The sequence below is a fragment of the Gordonia aurantiaca genome (assembly GCF_039939235.1).
Lineage (GTDB): Bacteria > Actinomycetota > Actinomycetes > Mycobacteriales > Mycobacteriaceae > Gordonia.
Window position 1 is genome coordinate 22,122 of the sequence record NZ_JBDUUF010000003.1, and the last position, 20,278, is coordinate 42,399.

The 20,278-nt window shown below is 69.0% G+C and carries 24 protein-coding genes; 4 read left to right on the forward strand and 20 right to left on the reverse strand.

Features of this window, described 5'->3' with window-relative positions; genetic code table 11:
• Nucleotides 1-60: 60 nt before the first annotated feature.
• Entirely contained in the window at nt 61-210 is a 150-nt protein-coding gene (locus ABFT43_RS07505) for a hypothetical protein (protein ID WP_168702038.1), read from the forward strand.
• On the opposite strand, the gene ABFT43_RS07510 is transcribed toward ABFT43_RS07505, so the two are convergent.
• The 3 genes from ABFT43_RS07510 to ABFT43_RS07520 are packed head-to-tail and all read right to left on the reverse strand — an operon-like array spanning nt 183 to nt 3,498.
• Nucleotides 183-1,025, reverse strand: a complete 843-nt coding sequence (locus ABFT43_RS07510) for an ABC transporter permease (protein ID WP_347959763.1) — start codon at nt 1,023-1,025, stop codon at nt 183-185. The genes ABFT43_RS07505 and ABFT43_RS07510 overlap by 28 nt on opposite strands.
• Entirely contained in the window at nt 1,022-1,807 is a 786-nt protein-coding gene (locus tag ABFT43_RS07515) for an ABC transporter permease (RefSeq protein WP_347959764.1), read from the reverse strand. Before ABFT43_RS07515 ends, ABFT43_RS07510 begins: the two co-directional genes overlap by 4 nt.
• A 56-nt stretch (nt 1,808-1,863) precedes the next feature.
• Nucleotides 1,864-3,498: an ATP-binding cassette domain-containing protein gene (locus tag ABFT43_RS07520; protein WP_347959765.1), complete on the reverse strand. Its 1,635-nt coding sequence runs from the start codon at nt 3,496-3,498 to the stop codon at nt 1,864-1,866.
• A 319-nt stretch (nt 3,499-3,817) separates the two neighbouring features.
• On the opposite strand from ABFT43_RS07520, the gene ABFT43_RS07525 reads away from it, so the two are divergent.
• Nucleotides 3,818-4,315, forward strand: a complete 498-nt coding sequence (locus tag ABFT43_RS07525; protein ID WP_347959766.1) for a phosphoribosyltransferase — start codon at nt 3,818-3,820, stop codon at nt 4,313-4,315.
• Between the two features lie 39 nt (nt 4,316-4,354).
• On the opposite strand, the gene ABFT43_RS07530 is transcribed toward ABFT43_RS07525, so the two are convergent.
• From ABFT43_RS07530 to rpsJ, 15 genes are all read right to left on the reverse strand, one after another.
• Complete coding sequence (locus tag ABFT43_RS07530) at nt 4,355-5,512, reverse strand: hypothetical protein (RefSeq protein ID WP_347959767.1); 1,158 nt, start codon at nt 5,510-5,512, stop codon at nt 4,355-4,357.
• Nucleotides 5,509-6,726, reverse strand: a complete 1,218-nt coding sequence (locus ABFT43_RS07535; RefSeq protein WP_347959768.1) for a sensor histidine kinase — start codon at nt 6,724-6,726, stop codon at nt 5,509-5,511. The genes ABFT43_RS07530 and ABFT43_RS07535 overlap by 4 nt, the downstream gene beginning before the upstream one ends.
• Nucleotides 6,723-7,871: a hypothetical protein gene (locus tag ABFT43_RS07540; RefSeq protein WP_347959769.1), complete on the reverse strand. Its 1,149-nt coding sequence runs from the start codon at nt 7,869-7,871 to the stop codon at nt 6,723-6,725. Before ABFT43_RS07540 ends, ABFT43_RS07535 begins: the two co-directional genes overlap by 4 nt.
• Complete coding sequence (locus ABFT43_RS07545; protein ID WP_347960082.1) at nt 7,868-9,130, reverse strand: sensor histidine kinase; 1,263 nt, start codon at nt 9,128-9,130, stop codon at nt 7,868-7,870. The genes ABFT43_RS07540 and ABFT43_RS07545 overlap by 4 nt, the downstream gene beginning before the upstream one ends.
• A gap of 223 nt (nt 9,131-9,353) precedes the next feature.
• Nucleotides 9,354-9,644, reverse strand: a complete 291-nt coding sequence (gene rpsQ, locus ABFT43_RS07550; protein ID WP_347959770.1) for a 30S ribosomal protein S17 — start codon at nt 9,642-9,644, stop codon at nt 9,354-9,356.
• A complete protein-coding gene (gene rpmC, locus ABFT43_RS07555) occupies nt 9,641-9,874 on the reverse strand; it encodes a 50S ribosomal protein L29 (protein WP_222112620.1) in 234 nt (77 codons plus the stop codon). Before rpmC ends, rpsQ begins: the two co-directional genes overlap by 4 nt.
• Nucleotides 9,874-10,290 (reverse strand): 50S ribosomal protein L16, encoded by a 417-nt coding sequence (gene rplP / locus ABFT43_RS07560; RefSeq protein WP_004020548.1) that lies wholly within the window; start codon nt 10,288-10,290, stop codon nt 9,874-9,876. The genes rpmC and rplP overlap by 1 nt, the downstream gene beginning before the upstream one ends.
• Before the next feature lie 3 nt (nt 10,291-10,293).
• A complete protein-coding gene (gene rpsC / locus ABFT43_RS07565) occupies nt 10,294-11,100 on the reverse strand; it encodes a 30S ribosomal protein S3 (RefSeq protein WP_347959771.1) in 807 nt (268 codons plus the stop codon).
• A gap of 2 nt (nt 11,101-11,102) precedes the next feature.
• A complete protein-coding gene (gene rplV, locus ABFT43_RS07570; RefSeq protein WP_347959772.1) occupies nt 11,103-11,513 on the reverse strand; it encodes a 50S ribosomal protein L22 in 411 nt (136 codons plus the stop codon).
• Nucleotides 11,513-11,794 (reverse strand): 30S ribosomal protein S19, encoded by a 282-nt coding sequence (gene rpsS, locus ABFT43_RS07575; RefSeq protein ID WP_006899370.1) that lies wholly within the window; start codon nt 11,792-11,794, stop codon nt 11,513-11,515. The genes rplV and rpsS overlap by 1 nt, the downstream gene beginning before the upstream one ends.
• A gap of 17 nt (nt 11,795-11,811) precedes the next feature.
• Nucleotides 11,812-12,648 (reverse strand): 50S ribosomal protein L2, encoded by an 837-nt coding sequence (gene rplB, locus ABFT43_RS07580; protein ID WP_347959773.1) that lies wholly within the window; start codon nt 12,646-12,648, stop codon nt 11,812-11,814.
• Nucleotides 12,649-12,676: 28 nt separating this feature from the next.
• Nucleotides 12,677-12,982, reverse strand: coding sequence for a 50S ribosomal protein L23 (gene rplW / locus ABFT43_RS07585; RefSeq protein ID WP_347959774.1), 306 nt, complete (start codon nt 12,980-12,982; stop codon nt 12,677-12,679).
• A 1-nt stretch (nt 12,983) separates the two neighbouring features.
• The gene (gene rplD / locus ABFT43_RS07590) at nt 12,984-13,673 is read right to left on the reverse strand and encodes a 50S ribosomal protein L4 (protein WP_347959775.1); all 690 of its coding nucleotides are present in this window, start codon (nt 13,671-13,673) and stop codon (nt 12,984-12,986) included.
• On the reverse strand, nt 13,670-14,326 hold the full coding sequence (rplC, locus tag ABFT43_RS07595; protein ID WP_347959776.1) for a 50S ribosomal protein L3: 657 nt from the start codon (nt 14,324-14,326) through the stop codon (nt 13,670-13,672). Before rplC ends, rplD begins: the two co-directional genes overlap by 4 nt.
• Before the next feature lie 19 nt (nt 14,327-14,345).
• Nucleotides 14,346-14,651 (reverse strand): 30S ribosomal protein S10, encoded by a 306-nt coding sequence (gene rpsJ, locus ABFT43_RS07600; protein WP_003938093.1) that lies wholly within the window; start codon nt 14,649-14,651, stop codon nt 14,346-14,348.
• A 496-nt stretch (nt 14,652-15,147) separates the two neighbouring features.
• On the opposite strand from rpsJ, the gene ABFT43_RS07605 reads away from it, so the two are divergent.
• A complete protein-coding gene (locus ABFT43_RS07605) occupies nt 15,148-15,639 on the forward strand; it encodes a hotdog fold domain-containing protein (RefSeq protein ID WP_347960083.1) in 492 nt (163 codons plus the stop codon).
• A 52-nt stretch (nt 15,640-15,691) separates the two neighbouring features.
• Here ABFT43_RS07605 and ABFT43_RS07610 read toward each other — a convergent pair whose 3' ends face one another.
• Together ABFT43_RS07610 and ABFT43_RS07615 are read right to left on the reverse strand one after the other, a co-directional pair.
• Nucleotides 15,692-16,738, reverse strand: a complete 1,047-nt coding sequence (locus ABFT43_RS07610) for a polysaccharide pyruvyl transferase family protein (RefSeq protein WP_347959777.1) — start codon at nt 16,736-16,738, stop codon at nt 15,692-15,694.
• 175 nt (nt 16,739-16,913) lie between these two features.
• Nucleotides 16,914-18,182 (reverse strand): hypothetical protein, encoded by a 1,269-nt coding sequence (locus ABFT43_RS07615; RefSeq protein ID WP_457590115.1) that lies wholly within the window; start codon nt 18,180-18,182, stop codon nt 16,914-16,916.
• Nucleotides 18,183-18,448: 266 nt separating this feature from the next.
• Here ABFT43_RS07615 and ABFT43_RS07620 point away from each other — a divergent pair, with 266 nt between their 5' ends.
• On the forward strand, nt 18,449-20,248 hold the full coding sequence (locus ABFT43_RS07620; protein WP_347959778.1) for an N-acetylglutaminylglutamine amidotransferase: 1,800 nt from the start codon (nt 18,449-18,451) through the stop codon (nt 20,246-20,248).
• The last annotated feature ends 30 nt before the right edge of the window (nt 20,249-20,278 follow it).

Here is a 20,278-nt window from a genome sequence, read left to right on the forward strand (position 1 = left end):
TCCGAGACGACGACCGGGGGGTGTCATCGTGGCGTCTCACCGTGTGTATCCCTCTCGCAGATGGACTTCGTGAACTCGGCGTCGCCGGTCGTCTGCCGTGCGGCGCCGGCGGGTGCGGCGTCGTGGGCCGGGTCCGGGTTCCGCGGCTTCGGGCTGCGCAACCGCTGGACCGCTCCTGCCGGTCATCGCTCCACCGCCGCCTTCTGGTAACCGCGCAGGGCCGGGTAGAAGGACAGGCCGCCGATGAGCGCGGTCCAGATGGCGACCTTGATCACGTCGCCGGCCACCGGACCGCCCACGGCGAGGGCGCGCATCGCGTCGATCGCGGGTGTCATGGGCTGGTTCGCCACGATCGGTTGCAGCCACCCAGGGTAGGCATCCACCGGTGAGAAACCCGAATTGAAGAACATCAGCACGCTCGACAGCAAACCGAGGAACGGCACCAGCGGCGCACCCGGACCGACGTTCACCGCGACCGCCAGCACGAACATCGCGTAACAGGCGCCGTAGGCGGTGGCGATGACGAGCATCCCGATCGCGGGTCCGACGCCCTGGGTGAACCGGAATCCGATGAGGTGGCCGGCGGCGAAGATCGCGACCGTGGTCGCGCACACCCGCAGGATCTCGCCCAGGATGCGGGAGCTGAAATCCGCCGAGCGGTTGACCGGGAGCACCCACAGCCGGGCGAGCCGGCCGGTCTGCCGCTCCACGTTCAGCCGGGTGGCCGCCGCGACCGAGCCGAACATGGCGCTGACGATGACCATCAGCGGGACGGTCCGGAACGCACTGTCCTCGCCGGTCGCCTTGCCCACGATGTCGCCGAGCACGACCTTGAACATCAGCATGGTCAGCATCGGGAACACGATGATCTGGATCAGGGTCGGGACGTCGCGGACGATGACCAGCAGCTGTCGGCCGGTGAGCACCAGCGTCTGGTTCCGCCAGGTGCGGAACGACTTCTCCTCCGGGGGCGTGGTGACCTCCGGGAACACGATCTCGGGTCGCGTGATCGGCTGGACGCTCATCGCCGGGTCCTCCATTCCGCCACCGCGAGCAGGCCCGCGGAGATCACCAGCAGTCCGATGCACCACCAGAAGGTCGGCACGCACACCTCCCACGTGAGGTCGCCGGCCTCCGCGTATCGCATGACCGTGGTGATCTGCGAGATCGGCTGATGCTCGACGAACCCCTGGATCCAGGTGGGGAATGCCGAGAGCGGGACGAACCCGGTGGAGAGCATCCCGAGGATCAGCGTGGGGAACGCGATCAGCTGGCTGGTCGCGGTCGGGGACGCCGCGACGAGACCGATGCCGTCGGCGGTCATCGCGAGAAGGAAGCCGAACACGCCGGCGACCGCGACCGCGATGAGCGTCCCGGTGTACCCGCCGCCGTACTCGGTGTCGGGACGCCAGCCCATCAGCAGGCAGGCGATCAGGCCACACACCAGCGCGATGCCGAGCAGCACCGAGTTGATCGAGGTGCGCGCCAGCATGGGGATGGCGGCGTACATCGGCAGCACCCGGAACCGGTTGTGGATGTTGTCGCGCTCGTTGGCCGATCGCATCGCCGCCGACGACGCGACGAACGCGACCGACTGCAGCATGATGATCGGCATCAGGAACTGCGCGTAGTCGAATCCGGACGTGTCGACGAGCTTGCGCAACGGCAGGTAGAAGCACAGCGCCAGCAGCGCCGGCGACAGGAACGCCAGGAAGATCTCGCCGTTGGTGACGATCTTCTTCACCCCGCGAGCGGTCAGCACCCACCACTGATGGAGCGGGCGCACCCTCACGGCGGGTGCGTCCACGACAGGATCGGTCCGCGGAGTGCCGCTGTCCGGGACCTCCGACACCATGGTCTGGGTCACGTCGTGGGCCGTTCCGGTCCGGTCAGTGCGAGGAAGACCTCGTCGAGGGACGGACGTCGCAGCGCGATGTCCGACAACTCGATCTGCGCGGCCTCGGTGCGACTGATGACCTCGGCGAGGGTGCGGGGACCATCCGGGGCGGGGACGGCCACCGAGGTTCCCCCGTCCTCCTCGTGGGCGTGCGGGCCGAGCAGATCGGCGAGGCACTCGCGGATGCGCTGCAGCATGGCGACGTCGGTGGGCGTGACCTCACAGTAGGCGGCGCCGGTGGCCGCCTTCAGCTCGTCGGCGGTTCCGCTGGCGATGACCCGGCCGTGGTCGATCACCACGATGTTGTCGGCCATCGAATCGGCCTCTTCCAGGTACTGGGTGGTCAGGAGCACCGCGATCCCCGACGCGCGCATCCGCTCGACCAGCGACCAGACCTCGAGCCGGCTGCGCGGGTCGAGACCGGTGGTCGGCTCGTCGAGGAACACGACCTTCGGGGCGGTGACGAGCCCACACGCGATGTCGACGCGGCGACGCATGCCACCCGAGTACTGGCCGACCCGCTTGTTTGCGGCGTCGGTGAGGCCGAACGTCTCGAGCAGCTCGTCCGCGCGGGCCCGGGCCTGCTTCTTGTTCAGTCCCAGGAGCCGGCCGAACAGCACGAGGTTCTCCCGGCCGCTCAGCGCCTCGTCGAGGGCCGCGAACTGGCCGGTCAGCATGATCGAGCGCCGCACCGCGGCGGCGTCGGTGATCACGTCGTGCCCGTCGACGACGGCGGTGCCGCCGTCCGGCTTGAGCAGGGTGCAGAGCATGTTGACGGTCGTCGTCTTGCCCGCACCGTTGGGACCGAGGAGCGCGACGATGCTGCCGGCCGGCACGGTGAAGCTCACGTCGGCGACCGCGACGGTGTCCTTGAACCGTTTGTGCAGGTTCTTCACCTCGATCGCCGCCGGCACGTCCGGCGTCCCCGGGACCGGGTGCTCGGCCCGGGTCCGCGGGGTGGGCGGAAAGGGCGCCGACGTCGGAGCCGCCGGCGGCGGTGCGGGCGGCGCCGCGGGAACCGCCCAGAACCGCCCGGACGGCGTCCTGGTCACGGTCTCCGTCTCGGGTGCCACCGGCCCGAGGCCCGGTGCCGCGGCGCTCTGTGCGCGTACACCGTCGGAGAGGACCCACTCACCCCGCACGGGGTTCTGCGCGGCGGCCGCGGGCCGCTCGGGTCGAGGGGTCTCGATCTTCTCGGTGACCGGCAACTGCTCGGTGATCGGCGTGGCCTGCTCGTCGACGTCGGGTCGAGCCGTCGCGGCGTCCGCCTCACGGGGCGGTACGGGGACCTCCGCCGCCTCGGCGGACGCCCGCGAGAACTCCTCGGGTGCCGGCGCGGCCTGCTCGTCGATGCGGAGCGGGCCTGGTGCGGGTCCGTGTCCGTTGACGCCCACCACGCCCGCGTGGGGCACGCCTGCCCCGGGCGACTCCACACCGCCGACGGCCGACGTTGCGGCGTCCCGCTCCTCACGCCAGCGCCGCAGCTTCTCCGCGACGGGGTCGGGCGAGACGAACGGGTCCCCGGAATCCGACTGCTCCGGCCGCCGGTGGCGTGGCGCGTAGGACGCGACGGAGGGTCGCTGACCAGTGGCCTCGGACATGGTTTCCTTTACGCGTCGGTGGGCTTTTCGAAGGAAGTCGGCGCTGTGGGCGCCGATCACATCAACGGTCTAGGTGTAATCCACTCAACCTCACTCGTACAAAATACCCACCATCGCCTTCTCGAACCGTCATTCGATTGCTTGTCGTGCCGCGAGAGCGAAAAGTTACGTTCCCGTCACGCTCATCCGCACTCCCGGGAAATTCCCAGGTCACGGCCGTGGGTGACCAGCTGCGGTCGAGGTCGCGGCCAACATGCGAACACTTGCTTCTACGACCCACGTTGGGCCTTTGGCCGGCCTTTTGGCAACATTCCTCCACATGACCGACACCTCCGCCGAACGCGAGATCCTCACGTGGGAACTCAACGGAACCGCCTGTCGGGAATTGGCGCAGCAGGTCGTCGACGACGGATTCGTCCCCGACATCATCCTCGGCATCGCGCGGGGCGGACTCATCCCGGCGGGCGCGATCGCCTACGCCCTCGACTGCAAGCTGATGATCTCGCTCAACGTCGAGTTCTACACCGGTGTCGGCGAGACCCTGGCGGAACCGGTGTTGCTGCCCTCGCTGCTCGAGTCGAGCGGGCTGACCGGCCAGCGGGTCCTCATCGTCGACGACGTGGCCGACACCGGCAAGACCCTGAAACTCGTCGAGGAGTTCTGTGAGCACCAGGGCCGGGTCGCCGAGGTGCGCAGCGCGGTCCTCTACAAGAAGCCGCACACCATCACGATCCCGGACTACTGCTGGCGCACGACCGACAGGTGGATCAACTTCCCGTGGTCTGTGCAGGGGCCGATCGTCTCGCGGCGCGGCTGAACGACCGCGGCCCCGGAACCCACGAGATCCGGGGCGGCGTCAGCGGCGCGGGATCTCGTTCCTCGGCCTCGGCTGTCCGTGCTCGCGGTCCCCGGCGGTGGCATCGACCGGGGATCCGTCGCCGCCGACACCGCGACGCTCGTTGTTGAACTCGACGCGCCGACGGTCGTCGCCGGCGTCGACGACGATGGTCGCGACCAGATCGCGTCCGGGTGGTGAGATCCGCGCGGTGACGGTCGCCATGACCCCCGCCTCGCTCACCGCGGTGAGCTCCTCGACGAGCCTTGTCCGCACGTCTCGCCGCATCGCACCGCCGTCGGCGAGGTCGTCGAGCGCGCCGTCGTCGAGCAGGCGGACGTTGACACCGGCGCTGCGCGCCCGCCACACGGCGTCCGCGACCTCCGGGCAGTCCCAGCCCGGTGCGCGGATGGAGTCGCGCAGACGCGCCTCGACGAGCCGGACCTCGGCCGCCTCGGCCGGGGTGAACTCGTGGCCGTCCGCGATCTGACGCAGGACCGGCCGGGCCCGCTCGTCGAGGCGGCGCAGCTGCAGGTCGCGCTCGGCGGCCGCGGCCCGGGCGGCGGCGCCCTCCGCCGCCTCGGCCAGGGCCTGCCGGCGCAGTTCGCGCATCCGTGCCGGCATCGGGGTCACCATGACCGCGAACAGGGTCGCGACCACCAGCACCGGGTAGCAGAACATGGTGTTGCCCGCCGCGATGACCGGGTCGAGTCCGGTGGCGACCCCGGTGAGCATGGCCAGCGCGGTGGCCGCCGCCGCACCCGCCCATGCCGCCACCGTCCGGCCGTGCAGGATCACGAGTGCGAGCAGGATGGTCAGGGCCGATGTCGCCGGGGTCGTCTGCAACGTCGCGTACGTCGCCAGCGGGAGGCTCAGGTAGGACACCGCGAGGCCGGCGACGGTGGTCGCGGTGACCGCCACCGCGAGGGGCACCCCGAGTCGGTTTCCGCGCTGTCGGACGATCACGACGGCGACCGTGGCGAACAGCACGAAACCGCACGCCAGCCCGAACCAGCTCCACGGCTGCCGGATCTCGCGGGCCGCGACCCCCAGCACCACCAGATAGGCGACTCCGAAGGCCACGAGGGCGCGGTCAACCGTTGCCGACCCGAGCCCGAACAGATTCGCGGTCAGGTCGTCGAGCTCGTGGGAGTTCGGGGTGCCGGGGAAGGAACTCATGGTCGGTTCCAGTTCAGCCGGACGACGGTTCCCGCGCCGGGGGAACTCCGGATCTCCGCGGAGGCGCCGGGCAGCGCCGCCATCCGCTCGCCGATGCCGCTCGCGATGCCGAACCGCCGGGGGTCGACCGTCTCCGGGTCGAAGCCCACGCCGTCGTCGGAGACGATGATCGTCACCGTGCCGTCGTCCATCTCGACGGCGACCTCGCACCGTGCGTCGCCACCGGCGTGCCGCTGCCAGTTGCGCATCGCCTCCCCCGCCGCATCGGTGATCGCGGCGACCACCTCGGTCGGGAACCCCGCCGTCCGGTCTCCGGACACCGACAGCCGGATCTCATCGCTCACGCTCGCGGCCGTCTCGACCGCCCGGTCGACGAGCTCGTCGCCGGTCATGTCCGTCGGGGTGTCCGCCCGACGGTCGAGTTCACGCAGCGCCGAGGACGCCTGCTCGCGCAACCTCGGGTCCGATGGACCCGGGGTGACGGCCAGGAGGGAGGCGATCACCCGATCGTGGATGATCGCCGCGAACCGTGCCCGCTCGGCCTCGTGGGCGGTCTGGGCGGCGAGGGACTCGGTGATCTCCATGACCTCGGCCTGCCGCTCGTCGAGCACCCGGACGTTACGTGCCGTGGCGATGGCGATGGCGATGAACACCCCGGCCAGCGCGATCGACAGCGGGGCCGACAGCAGGTCCAGCGGCCGGATCTCGCCGAACCGGGCGACCTGATTGGCGATGTGCACGGCGAAGGTCGCCACGACCACGTTGATCCAGGCCTCCCGGACACGCAGCACGACGACCAGCGCGAAGCTGGGCACAGACGGGAACTGCAGCAGCCATACGGCCCACCGGGCCTCCTCGTCGGGCACGCCGCGCCAGGCCGGGAACCACAGCAGCGTCGCGAGGAGATATCCGGCGGCGCACGCGAACACCAAGGTCTCCAGCAGTCGCGGGCGGGGCAGGAACGTCGACCACACGAGCAGACATGTCGGGACCGCGACCAGCAACAGGCTGACCGGTGTCCACCACGTCGCGGCGAGCTCGGCGTGCTGGATCGCGACCGGGGTCATGGCGAGCGTGAAGGCGATGATGCCGCCCCCGACGAATCGGCAGCCGATCCGCTTCTGCCGTTGCAGGTCGGTGTCATCGACCCGCGGGAGCCGGCCGAACCGCCGCAAACCCGTCGCGATCCGCGGCGCCACAAGTGCCCGGGTCATGACCCCACCATCCCTTCGTCACCGAGGGACTGTGCGGCGACGGAACCGTCGGGATCCCCTCCGGCCAGCACGGACTCGCGCGCATGGCCTGCCAGGTCGAGTTCGACGAGATACGTCCCGTCGTCGGCGTCGACGGCCATCGTCGCCAGCACGGCTCGTCCCGGCGGGTGCACGCGAACGGTGACCCGCCCCCGCCTGGTCGCGTCGAGCAGCGCCGCGACGGTGGCCGCCAGCCGACGTCGGCCGAGGACCGACTCCGCTTGCCCGACTGCCGACAGGCCGCCGTCGTCGAGCAACACCACGTGGACGCCGCGCCGCCGTGCGCGCCAGGCCGCCTCGCGGATCTCCGGCAGGTCGAGTCCCGGCGCCCGGATGCCGTCACGGAGCTGCGCCTCGATGAGGCGCGCGGTCTCGACGTCGTCGGCACCGAACTCCCGGCGCTCGGCGATCCGCGTGAGGATCGGCCGGGCGAGATGATCGAGTACCTCCAACCGGCGGCTGCGTTCCTCGGCGGCGGCCGCCGCGGCCGCGTCGAGCGCCGCCTGCCGTTCGTCGGCCTCGCGCATCGCGTACAGACGCCGGACCATCGGGCGCAACATGAGGGAGAACAGCGAACCCATGATCATGATCGCGTAGCCGGGCAGCGTCGCCCCGAGCCCCCAGAACGCACCGCGGGTGGAGACGTGTCCCCACACCGTGGCGACGACGCTGATGACGACGCTGCCGGTCCACGCCGCGGCCGGCCGGCCGCGCACGGCCACGAACGCCAGCACGATCACCGACGCCCCGATCGGTGGACCGGTCTGCATGACGTGCGTCGGCGGGAACGGCAGCGAGAACAGTGTCGCCGTCACGCCGGCGACGGCCAGCACGCACAGGATCACCGTCATGTGCACCGGCAGCGGGTCTCCCGGCGCGTCGACGATGAGAAAGCAGGCGACGGCGAAGAACACGAAGCCTGCGGAGATGCCCAGCCACTGCCAGACACCGGTGACGCCGGCGTTCGCGTACACGGTGACCGCCAGGTAGCCGCAGCCGAAGAGCGTCATCGCGACCGCCAGCGGCGCGGAGCCGATACCGAAGGCGTTGTCGACGGCGCCGCGGTCGACGCCGGCGCCCCGGGCCCGCGGGCACTCACCGGTCACGGCTTCTCCCACCCGATGCGGACCGTGGTGCCGCGGCCCGGCCGACTGCTCACCCGCGCGTGTCCGCCGTCGACCCTCGACATCCGGCCGACGATGCTCACCTCGATGCCGATCCGGCCGGGCGCCACCTCGTCGGGGTCGAATCCCTCCCCGTTGTCGACGACGGCCATGCTCAGCCCGTCGTCGGCGAGTTGCACGATCACCGCACAATCGGCCTCGGTTCCCGCGTGGCGCGCCACGTTGCGCAGGGCCTCGCTCATCGCCTCCACCACGGCCTCGACGACCTCGACCGGATACCCCCCGCCGTCTCCCCCGGAGGCATCCTGCCCCGAGGCCGCGGTCCCGGAGACACTGTCGCCGAATACCCGGACCTCGATCCGCTCCGAGATCCCGGCGGCCGCCGACCGGATGCGCCGGAGTGTCTCGGCCCTCGAGACCGCACCGCCCTCCTGCGCAGGCATCCGCACCAGCTCGTCGAGCGCCGAACGCGCCTGCACGGCCAGCCGTTCGTCGGGGGTGCCCTCCCGCACCGCGAGCAGCGAGGCGATGACCCGGTCGTGGACGATCGCGTCGAAGCGGGCCTTCTCGACCTCCCTGGCCGTGGCGGCGGCCGCGACCGCGGCCCTGTGGTAGGTCACCTCCTGGGTCTCGTCGAGACTGCGCGCCGTGCGGATCGCGACCAGGACGACCGCGAGGAAGACCGCGGTGAATGCGATCGACCAGATCTCCTCGAATCCCAGATCCCTGGTGAGCTGGCCGAACCGTCCGACCTGCTGGGACATGTGGCCCAGCAGCGAGCACGTCACGAGGCCGGCCGCGCTGAGCCGCGGGTCGACGAGCATGAGGACCATCGCCGGCATCCCGCAGAACGCGATCATCCACTGCCCGACGTCGTCCGCGCCGACGATCGTCGTCCCGTCCCAGGCGACGAACCACAGGGCGACCGTGACGAGATAGCAGATCCAGAGGCAGATCGAGAGCGGCGCGAGCCACCGCGTGCCGTCCCGGAAGCTGGCGAGGAACAGTGCGAGACCGGGGACCACCGACATCACGATGCTGAGCGGAATCCACCACGATGCGGTGATGGACCCCGACATCGCGATGTTCGTCGGCGACACGATCGGGTAGCCGATGAAACCGAGTCCGAGGAAGCGGGCTCCGATGCGGCGCACGTGGTCGAGGTTGGGCTCGTCGCGCTCGGACCGGACGATCCGCCGGACCCACGCGGGGCCGCGCCGGCGTGCCTCACGTCGCTGCATGCTCGCGGCCTCCGCGGATCCGGACGAGGCGGTGCCGCGGGCCGACAACGACATGGGAGACGACATTTCGCCAACCTTCGCATCGGTTCTCATCAGGGTCAATCCCCCGGTGGGACGAACGCGTGTCGTGCCCGCCACAGCGGACCGGACCGATGAATGCAGAACGGCCCGTCCCCCGGAGGGAACGGGCCGTTCTTGTCGCCGAGTCGACGTCGAGAAGGGCTTACTTGGCCTTCTCGAGCACCTCGACGAGGCGCCAGTGCTTGGTCGCCGACAGCGGGCGGGTCTCCATGATCCGCACGCGGTCACCGACGCCGGCATCGCCGTTCTCGTCGTGTGCCTTGACCTTGCTCGTGGTCCGGATGATCTTGTTGTACAGCGCGTGGCGCTTACGATCTTCCAGCTCGACCACGATGGTCTTCTGCATCTTGTCGCTGACCACGTAGCCGATCCGCTCCTTGCGGCGGCCGCGCGGAGCGGTCTGGTTTTCGGTCACCTTCTGGTCCTCACTCATGCGTCATCACCATCCGGTCCGGACGCCAGGCCCAGCTCGCGCTCGCGCATCACGGTGTAGATACGCGCGATCTCGCGACGCACGGTACGCAGGCGACGGTTGTTGTCGAGCTGGCCGGTGGCCATCTGGAACCGAAGGTTGAACAGTTCTTCCTTCGACTCTTTCAGGCGGTCGACCAGATCAGCGTCACTGAGCTCGCGGAGCTCGCTCGCAGCAACTCCGAGTGCCATCAGAACTGCTCCTCTCTGGTCACGATCCTGGTCTTGATGGGGAGCTTGTGCTGTGCGCGGCGCAGGGCCTCGCGGGCAATCTCCTCGTTCGGGTAGGTCATCTCGAACAGCACGCGACCCGGCTTGACCGGGGCGACCCACCACTCGGGCGAACCCTTACCCGAACCCATGCGGGTTTCGGCCGGCTTCTTGGTGAGCGGGCGGTCCGGGAAGATGTTGATCCAGACCTTGCCGCCACGCTTGATGTGCCGGTTGATCGCGATACGAGCGGACTCGATCTGACGGTTCGTGATGTACGCGCCCTCCAGAGCCTGGATGCCGTAATCGCCGAACGTCACCTTGGTGCCGCCCTTGGCCTGCCCCTTGAGGCTGGGGTGATGCTGCTTGCGGTGCTTGACCCGACGTGGGATCAACATGGCCTAGCCCTCCTGCTTCTCAGCCGCACCAGCGGTGGCCTCGGCGGGAGCGGTCTCGGCCGCGCGAGCGGCGTCGGTGCTCGTCGCAGTGGTGCCCTGGGCACCGCTACGCCGGGGCCGGCTGGGCCGGCGCGGACGGCGATCCTCGGCTGCCGGAGCGGCCGCAGCCAGCTCGCGGCGTCCACCGACGATGTCGCCCTTGTAGATCCACACCTTCACACCGATGCGGCCGAAGGTGGTCTTGGCTTCGTAGAGTCCGTAGTCGATGTCGGCGCGCAGCGTGTGCAGCGGCACGCGACCCTCGCGGTAGAACTCACTGCGGCTCATCTCTGCGCCGCCCAGGCGACCCGAGCACTGGACCCGGATGCCCTTCACGTTCGGCTGACGCATCGCCGACTGGATCGCCTTGCGCATCGCGCGGCGGAACGCCACGCGGTTGCTCAGCTGCTCGGCGACGCCCTGGGCCACCAGCTGTGCCTCGGACTCGGCGTTCTTGACCTCGAGGATGTTCAGCTGGACCTGCTTGCCGGTCAGCTTCTCCAGGTCACCGCGGATGCGATCGGCCTCGGCGCCACGGCGACCGATGACGATGCCGGGGCGAGCGGTGTGGATGTCGACGCGGACCCGGTCACGGGTGCGCTCGATCTCCACCTTGGCGATGCCGGCCCGCTCGAGTCCGGTGGACAGGAGCTTGCGGATGGCGACATCTTCCTTGACGTAGTCCGCGTACTGCTTGTCGGCGTACCACCGCGACTTCCAGTCGGTGGTGATGCCCAGACGGAAGCCGTGCGGGTTGATTTTCTGGCCCACTGTCAGGCTCCCTTCTTCTTCGGCTGACGCGCACGGCCACGGCCGGCACCTGCCTTCTCCGGCCGGCTCTCCACGACCACGGTGATGTGGCTGGTGCGCTTGCGGATACGGAAAGCGCGTCCCTGGGCACGGGGCTGGAAACGCTTGAGGGTCGGGCCCTCGTCGGCGAACGCGGTGGAGACCACCAGGGTCCGGCGATCCAGCTCCTGGTTGTTCTCGGCGTTGGCGACAGCGCTGGCCAGCACCTTGTACACGGGCTCGGACGCCGACTGCGGCGCGAACCGCAGGATGTCCAGGGCCTCGTCCACGTTCTTGCCGCGGATGAGGTCCAGCACGCGGCGGGCCTTCATCGGCGTGACGCGCACGAATCGTGCGGTGGCCTTGGCGGTCGGATTATCGGTCTGCGTAGTCATCAGCGGCGCTTCGCTTTCCGGTCATCCTTGATGTGACCCTTGAAGGTGCGGGTGGGGGCGAACTCGCCCAGCTTGTGCCCGACCATCGACTCCGAGACGAACACCGGCACGTGCTTGCGGCCGTCGTGGACGGCGAAGGTGTGACCGATGAAGTCGGGGATGATGGTCGAACGACGGGACCAGGTCTTGATGACCTGCTTGGTGCCCTTTTCGTTCTGAGCGTCCACCTTCTTCAGGAGGTGGTCGTCGACGAACGGGCCCTTCTTGAGGCTGCGTGGCATTCTCTACCTCCTCCTGTTTATCGCTTGTTCTTGCCGGTGCGACGGCGGCGGACGATCAGCTTGTCGCTGGCCTTGTTCTTACGGGTGCGGCCCTCGGGCTTGCCCCACGGCGAGACCGGGTGGCGACCACCGGAGGTCTTGCCCTCACCACCGCCATGCGGGTGGTCGACGGGGTTCATGACCACACCGCGGACGGTCGGGCGCTTGCCCTTCCAGCGCATGCGGCCGGCCTTGCCCCAGTTGATGTTGCTCTGCTCGGCGTTGCCGACCTCGCCGACGGTGGCGCGGCAGCGCACGTCGACGCGACGGATCTCACCGGACGGCATACGCAGGGTGGCGTAGGAGCCCTCCTTGCCGAGCAGCTGGATCGACGCGCCGGCCGAGCGGGCCATCTTGGCGCCGCCGCCCGGGCGCAGCTCCACGGCGTGGACCTGGGTACCGGTCGGGATGTTGCGCAGCGGCAGGTTGTTGCCGGGCTTGATGTCGGCGGTCGGGCCGCTCTCGACGACGTCGCCCTGCTTCAGGCCCTTCGGCGCGATGATGTAGCGCTTCTCGCCGTCGACGTAGTGCAGCAGCGCGATGCGCGCGGTGCGGTTGGGGTCGTACTCGATGTGAGCGACCTTGGCGTTGATGCCGTCCTTGTCGTGACGACGGAAGTCGATCAGACGGTAGGCACGCTTGTGGCCGCCACCCTTGTGACGGGTGGTGATGCGGCCGTGAGCGTTACGGCCACCGCGCCCGTGCAGCGGACGCACCAGCGACTTCTCCGGATGGTCACGGGTGACCTCGGCGAAATCGGAGCCGCTGGCCCCGCGACGACCCGGGGTCGTCGGCTTGTACTTACGAATAGCCATGAGTCTCAGTCCTTCTCTGAAGCCCCGGTCAGCTGACCGAGCCTCCGAAGATCTCGATGGGCTTGCTGTCGGCGGTCAGCGACACGATGGCGCGCTTGGTGGCCTTGCGGCGGCCGTAGCCGTAGCGGGTGCGCTTGCGCTTGCCCTGGCGGTTGGCGGTGTTGACGCTGGCAACCTTCACACCGAAGATCTTCTCGACGGCGATCTTGATCTCGGTCTTGTTGGACTCCGGGTGCACCAGGAAGGTGTACACGTTGTCCTCCATGAGTCCGTAGGACTTCTCGGAGATCACCGGCGCCAGGATGATGTCGCGCGGATCGGCAACAGTCGTCATGTCAGGCCTCCTCTGCAGTCTTCTCGACGGCAGCCTTGGCATCCGCCGTGTTCTGGGCGATGAAGGCGTTGAGCGTCTCGACGCTGAACACCACGTCGTCCGAGTCGAGGACGTCGTAGGTGTTGAGCTGATCGGGAGCGATCGGCAGAACGTTCTGCAGGTTCGCCACGCTCTTCCAGGCGGTCAGGTCCTCGCGGGACAGGACGACCAGGAACTTGCGGCGATCCGAGAGGCTCTCCAGGAACTGGCGGGCCGTCTTGGTCGACGGGACCTGACCCGGGACCAGCTCGGTGATCACGTGGATGCGCTCGTTGCGAGCGCGATCGCTCAGCGCACCGCGAAGTGCGGCGGCCTTCATCTTCTTGGGGGTGCGCTGGGTGTAGTCACGCGGCTGCGGACCGTGAACGGTGCCACCACCGGTGAACTGCGGCGCACGGGTCGAACCCTGGCGAGCGCGGCCGGTGCCCTTCTGGCGGTACGGCTTGGCGCCACCACCGCGGACGTCGCCGCGGGTCTTGGTCGCATGCGTGCCCTGGCGAGCCGCGGCCTGCTGGGCCACGACGACCTGGTGCATCAGCGCGATGTTGGCCGGAGCGTCGAACAGCTCGGCGGGGAGATCAACGGTGCCGTTGGTCTTGCCCTCCGGGGTCTTGACGTCCAGCGTCAGCTTGGTTGCGGTCTCGGTGCTCACTTCGCACCACCCTTCACTGCGTCGCGAACCACGACGATGCCGCCCTTGCGACCAGGGACGGCGCCCTTGATCAGCAGCAGGCCGGCCTCGGCGTCCACCTTGTGGACGGTGAGGTTCTGCGTGGTCACCTTGTCGTTACCCATACGGCCGGCCATGCGCATGCCCTTGAACACGCGACCCGGGGTGGCGCAGCCACCGATCGAGCCCGGCGCGCGGTGCACACGGTGAGCACCGTGGCTGGCGCCCAGGCCGGCGAAGCCGTGGCGCTTCATGGCGCCGGCGAAGCCCTTGCCCTTCGAGGTGCCGGTGACGTCGACCAGCGCGCCGTCGGAGAAGATCTCGGCGGTCAGTTCCTGACCGACCTCGAACTCGCTCACGTCGTTGACGCGGATCTCGGCCAGGTGGCGACGCGGGGTGACCCCGGCCTTCGCGAACTGGCCGGCGACCGGCTTGGTCACCTTGCGGGGGTCGATGGCGCCGTAGGCGATCTGGACTGCGGTGTAGCCGTCCTTCTCCTGGGTACGGAGCTGCGTGATGACGTTCGGGCCGGCCTGGATCACGGTGACCGGGACGACGCGGTTGTTCTCGTCGAAGACCTGGGTCATGCCGAGCTTGGTGCCCAGGATTCCCTTGGTCGAACTCTGATTGCTCATGGTTATTCTCGCCCCCGTCCTACTGGATGTTGACGTCGACACTTGCCGGCAGATCGATGCGCATCAGCGCGTCGACCGTCTTCGGGGTCGGGTCGAGGATGTCGATGAGTCGCTTGTGGGTACGCATCTCGAAGTGTTCGCGGCTGTCCTTGTACTTGTGCGGCGAACGGATGACGCAGTACACGTTCTTCTCGGTGGGCAACGGCACCGGGCCGACGACGCGTGCACCCGTACGGGTCACGGTCTCCACGATCTTGCGCGCCGAAGCGTCGATCGCCTCGTGGTCGTAGGCCTTGAGCCTGATGCGGATCTTCTGTCCCGCCACGCTGTGTCCTCTTCCGTCAGTTGTTCTCGACAGACAAACACCGCGTGATCAGGGGCAGGCTCTCGCCGGCTGAGCACATGACCGCCGTGTGAGATCCGGCAATCGACGCTGTTCATCTGTCGTTGTACGTTGGCTCGTCACTGGTCCGAACCGGTTTGCTCCGGCACCCGCGGTCGGGCGTGTCGAGACCGTGAACCTGATCGATTGCACGCGTTACACGCCCATTCCCCGTCAACCGGGCCTGGGAGTCATTCACCTGACGGCGTCCGCGGGGTCATCTTCATCCGACAACCTGCGTCTACCGGTCAAGGCAACCCGACAAGTATGCAACACCGACCCGCGCAGACTCAAATCCGACCTCGTCACAGTGCCCGCCGAGCCGCCCGGCCATCTCGCGCCCGCCGTTTTCCGGCGCCCGCTGAACGGGGTCGGCAAGCGCTCGCGGATCGGGTGAGCGCAAGGCGCGGACGCCAACTGACTCGTGAGTAAGATACGCGTGGCCGCACACAGCCCCACCTATGCCCTGCGCAAGAAGCTCCCCGCGAACGCCTTCGGGAACGTGCTGTTCTCGCTGGGCATGGTCGCGAAGGTCCCGTACTTCGGGACCGTCCTGCCGCTCGTGCAGGAGATGGAGCCCGGCCACTGCCGGGTGACGGCGCCGAACTGGTTCGGCGTGCACAACCACATCGGCACCTTCCACGCGATCGCTGCGTGCAACCTGGCCGAATGCGCGATGGGCATGCTCATGGAGGCGACCACCCCGAGCTCGCACCGCTGGATCCCGAAGGCCATGCAGACGAGCTACCTGACCAAGGCCACCACGCGTTTGACCGCCGAGGCCCGGCTCGCCGGGCCCATCGACTTCGACGCGATCACCGAGGGCACCGACGTCGTCGTGTCGGTGAGCATCACCGACACCAAGGGGGTCGAGGTGGTGCACTGCGACATCACCACCTGGGTGACGCCGTGCTCGCCTCTTCGACCGTGAACACCCGGCAACCGGCGATCCCTGAACACGACCGCCGGTTGCCCAACGGGTCTCAGGTGCCCGACAGGATCTCTTGTGCGCGCCGGGCGGCGTCGTCGAAGTCCGACGCGATGCTCACCACCGCGAAGCGGTGCAGGTAGTCGCGGTATGCGGCCGACAGCTTGCCGTTGGCGTTGTCGACCATGACGACCGGCCGCCCCATCAGCGCCCGGTACACCCCGGCGTGGAGCCGGTCGGTCACCACCACACGCCCATGGGCGAGCTTGGAGACCGCATTGTCCACGATGACCTGCGTCTGCTTCGCGAAGGTCCGCGCCGTGAACTCGTGCGCCCTGTGCCGGAGCACGCCCGGAACGTTCAGCCATCGCACCAGCAGCGCCCTCGGCCACCACCTGAGGTCCTCGCCGAACTGGTCGAAGCCCCAGTCGATCTCGAGGGTGTCCTCGGGGAGCCCGGCGAGGACGTCGCCGCCGCGATGCGCGGACTCCGAATCGGTTCGCCGCAACACCACGACGTCGATCTGCGGTTCGGGCGCCCGGATCGGGCCGTGACCGAATGCGAGATCGGGACAGTAGAGAACCCGGTTACGGGGGAAGTGGCCGCGGACCCTCTCGCACATCGCGGCGTTCCGGATGAGCAGCGTGAGTGCGGGATGGCGCGAGTACACCGATCGCGTCCGCTGGAGGTTCTCCTCCGACCGGTATTCCATCGATTGCGGGAGGACGATGATCCGCCGATCCGGGTGCTCGGCGACGATGCGCTCGCGGAACTCCTGATATGGCGCGTACCGATCCCCGAAGTTGCCGCCCCCGTGCAGGAGGATCGGGCCACTCGGGAGTCGCCGTGCGAGTACCTGCCCGTCGTAGGTCTCCAGGGACGCCTCATATGCCACGTCGATGCCGAGCTCGTCGAGGTAGGCCCGCTCGCCGGAGTGGATCAGGACGTCACCGGCGTTGGCGTGGTTCGGGAAATCCAGCAGTGCGACGGGTTCGGCGGGGTCCAGCAACCCCGCGAGGACCCGTCGTGTCTCCGACCGGATCGCGTCCACCTGTCGGAGCACTTCCGGGCGCGGTTCGGTGATGGGTTCGTCTTTCGACACGGTCGTCCCTTCGGCCATGCGGATTCACGGACGGTCACCGCGCGGACCGCGACGACGACCGGAACGCCGTGTCGACGGATGCGGGACCTCCATCCGCACTACCCAGGAATCGCCCGAGTCACTCACCGCCGCCGATGAGCCGCGATATCCGCGGTTCGGCGGTGTCTTCGGCCGCCTACGAGTAGCAGGCCTCCCACCCGGATGTCCGCAGCGTCTCCACCGCGCAGTAGGTCGCCCGCGGGTAGTACTCGCCCATGGTCGACGCGGGGTCGGACTTCGTCGCCTGCGACGCCTGGACGCTGTTCGGGTAGAACCCCGACGACGGCAGCATGTTGCGCAGGAACACGACCTTGTCGACCGAGGTGCTACCCCACGGGATCACCGTCAGGTCCGTGCCGGCGACCTGCGCCGCGGTGAGGTCCGACGGCGCGGCGACCACATACGTGTAGTGGCCCGACGCATCGACCTTCGTCCGGTCATCGGACGCGCATGCGACGACGGGGTACGGCGACACCTTGTCGTTCTGGCACATCGACCAGTAGCGCAGCTGCATGCCCGGCGTGGCCGGGGAGACGCCCGCGCGGTTGTCGGGGTAGGTGGGCGCCTTGCCGCGGATCACCGCGACCCGCCCGGGCCGGTACGTCAGCTTCGAGCCGATGTACTTGTTGTCTCCGTTCGGGAACAGCCCCGAGGTGCTCGCCGGGTTGATGAACGTCGCCTCCGGGGAGTTGCCGGGGAACGCGCCCGACGCCGCACTGCCGATCGCGTCGTCGAACACCTTCGTGAGCGCCTGCGCGATCGGGCCGTCGTGGTCGCGCGGGTTGAACGGCGTCGCGCACGGCCGGACCGGGATCGAGCGGCCCGCGATCGAGAACGTCACCGTCGGAAGCGGGACACCGCCGTTCGGCGAGTTCGGGTCGTCGGGCACGTACACGCGGATGATGAGGAAGCCGATCGGCGCGTTCTGGCCGCTCGCGGGGAGTCCACGGATTTCGTTGCGCGAGTGGTCGGCGGCGCCGGGCACGACCGTCGCGTGCCAGCGGCGCTGCGTCGGCGGGACCTTCCCGACCGGCGCCGCGAACGGGTTGACACTGCCGGCGTCGGGCCGGATCTGGTTGTCGCGCAACGTGTCCACGGTGTCGAAGTTCGTGCCGTAGGTGTTGAGCGAGAAGTACCGGGCGGCCGGGTAGGTGCCCGAGAGCCTGATCGAGTCGCCCGGACCCAGCGCATACGGCAGAACCCAGTAGGTGGCGTCGGCGTCGGGGAAGGCGACGTTGAGGTCGGTGCTGTTGGACATCAGCTGCCACGCACAACCGGGACCCGGGGCGTAACCCTGCGGGGCCGCGGACGCCGGTGCGGGGATCATCGCGGCGGCGCCGGCGACCACGACGCAGGTGACCGCCGCGGCGATCGCGCCGAAAGCACTCTTTAGCTGTGTGAACATGGTTCTCCGTTCGACGCGGAGATCGTAGCCAGGCGAGCGGGTTCGCGCCCGTCGATCAGGCGAGCCCGTCTCACCCTGCCGCGTCGCCTGAACCCTCTTAGGCTGAACGGTGACCTCGGGCGACGGCCGTCGACCGCGACCGGGAACGGTCACGGACGGGCGAAGAAGGACGGGGTCCACCCCAGAGTGCGGCAGTATCGAAGAACGGACGGGTCGACCCCTTCGGCCCGCCCGGCCAGACGTCACCGAGCGGGAGGACTGACATCATGTGCGGAATCTGCGGCGAGGTCCGCTTCGACGGGAGCGTCCCGGACGTCGCCGCGGTCGACGCAATGACCTGCGAGATGACCCGCCGCGGTCCCGACGGCTCGGGCGTCTTCGCCAAGGGCGCGGTGGCACTGGGACACCGCCGGCTCAAGATCATCGACCTCTCCGACCGCGGCAGCCAGCCGATGACCGACCCGGCCCTTGGCCTGGCGCTGGTGTTCAACGGTTGCATCTACAATCACCACGAACTGCGCGCCGAACTCGAGGCCAAGGGCTATCAGTTCTTCTCGCACGCCGACAGCGAGGTGATCCTCAAGGCCTTCCACGCCTGGGGCCCTGACTGCGTCGACCACTTCATCGGAATGTTCGCGTTCGCGATCGTGAACACCGACACCGGTGTCGTCACGCTCGGCCGTGACCGCCTGGGCGTCAAACCGCTGTACCTGGCCGACACCCCCGGACGGCTGCGGTTCGCGTCGTCGGTACAGGCCCTGTTGCGCGGCGGCGACGTGGACACCTCGATCGATCGCGTTGCGCTGCACCACTACCTCAGCTTCCACGCGGTCGTCCCGGCGCCGCACACCATCTACAACGGCATTCGGAAGCTGCCACCCGCGACGGTCATGACGATCCGGCCCGACGGGCGGCGCACCGAGCGCAAGTACTGGGAACCGGTGTTCGCGCCGCATCCAGACCGCGCCGACTGGGACGAGAAGCGCTGGCACGCCGAGATCCTGGACTCGCTGCGCACCTCGGTGCGGCGCCGCATGGTGGCCGACGTCCCGGTGGGGGTGCTGCTGTCCGGCGGCGTCGACTCGTCGCTCGTCGTCGCCCTGCTGGCCGAGCAGGGCCAGACCGACCTGGCCACCTTCAGCATCGGGTTCGATTCCGCCGCGGGCGAATCCGGTGACGAGTATGCGTACTCGGACCTGATCGCGGACACCTTCGCGACCGACCACCACAAGATCCACATCGGCACCGACCGGCTGCTGCCCGCCATCCCCGACACCGTCGCGGCGATGGGCGAGCCGATGGTCAGCCACGACTGCGTCGCCTTCTACCTGCTGTCGCAGGAGGTCAGCAAGTCCATCAAGGTCGTCCAGTCCGGGCAGGGCGCCGACGAGATCCTCGGCGGCTACAGCTGGTACCCGCCGCTGCAGGGTGTCCCCCGCGAGCGCACCACCCGCGCCTATGCCGACGTGTTCTTCGACCGCGACGACGCCGCGATCCGCGAGATCCTCTCCGACGACTACCTCGTCGCGGCCGGATACGACCCGAGTTTCGCGTTCGCGGAGGCCCACCAGGCCGCGCCCGGCGCACAGACCTCGGTCGACGCGGCTCTGCGCCTCGACACCACGGTCATGCTCGTCGACGACCCGGTGAAGCGGGTCGACAACATGACCATGGCGTGGGGCCTCGAGGCCCGCGTGCCGTTCCTGGACCACGAATTCGTCGAGCTCGCCGCGACCTGCCCGGCCGATCTCAAACTCGCCCACGGCGGCAAGGGCGTACTGAAGGAGGCCAGCCGGGCCCTGCTGCCCTCGGCGGTGATCGACCGGACCAAGGGCTACTTCCCGGTGCCCGGTATCCGCCACCTCGAGGGCGGGGTCTTCGACCTCGTCGCCGACACCCTGCGGTCGCAGGCCGCGATCGACCGCGGCCTCTACCGGCCGGCGACGCTCGCGAAGCTGTTCGCCGACCCGAACGGCATCCGCACGCGGCTCGACGGCAACGAGCTGTGGCAGGTCGCGCTGCTCGAGATGTGGTTGCAGACGATGGAAGAGAAGACCAAGCGGTGACGGCGGAGACGACCCACGACGCCGCCGCGG